Consider the following 567-nt stretch of genomic DNA (forward strand, 5'->3'; position numbering starts at 1 on the left):
ATCGATCACCCCGTCCACGGTCAGGTTGCCGTTGTCCACCGAGACATTGACTTCGCCCGCTTTGAGTTCGTTACCGATACGCAGATCGCCCTGCTTGAACTGGAAGCTTCGACTGCCCACTACCCCGCCGGCATTCAAGCGCAGGTTAAGGCTGGCAAAGGCCTGGCTCAAATCACCCGCCAGGCGCTGGGCGCGAATGTCCACGCCACCGGCCTTGTACGGCACCCACGTGCCGCCCGCGTCGTAATAGCCACTGCTGCTGCCGCCAATCTGCCCTTGCAGATCAACCTGTCCAGCGTCAGTGGCCAGGGCCACAACGCTCAATTGGCCGGCCTGATTGTTGACGGCGGACAGATCGATTCGCGAGCCCGCCAACTGACGAATATTGCCGTTGTTGCTCTGCAACGACACGTCGCCGCCCCAGCTGTATTTCTGCACATCATTGAACGGCAGAACCCGGCCCGCCATGTCCACCTGCGCGCCGCTGCCAAGCAGCAGATCATCCTCGGCATTGACCAGCAGCTTGCCGCTGGCGAGGACGATGCGACTGTCGAGCACAACACTGCG

The 567-nt window shown here is 61.7% G+C and carries 1 protein-coding gene; it reads right to left on the reverse strand.

From position 1 onward, the window contains the following. Positions 1-567 (reverse strand): hypothetical protein (locus J5M71_RS26730; RefSeq protein WP_207838500.1); only part of this gene is annotated, 567 nt, incomplete at both ends.

This window comes from Pseudomonas sp. 43(2021), assembly GCF_017490805.1.
GTDB lineage: Bacteria > Pseudomonadota > Gammaproteobacteria > Pseudomonadales > Pseudomonadaceae > Aquipseudomonas.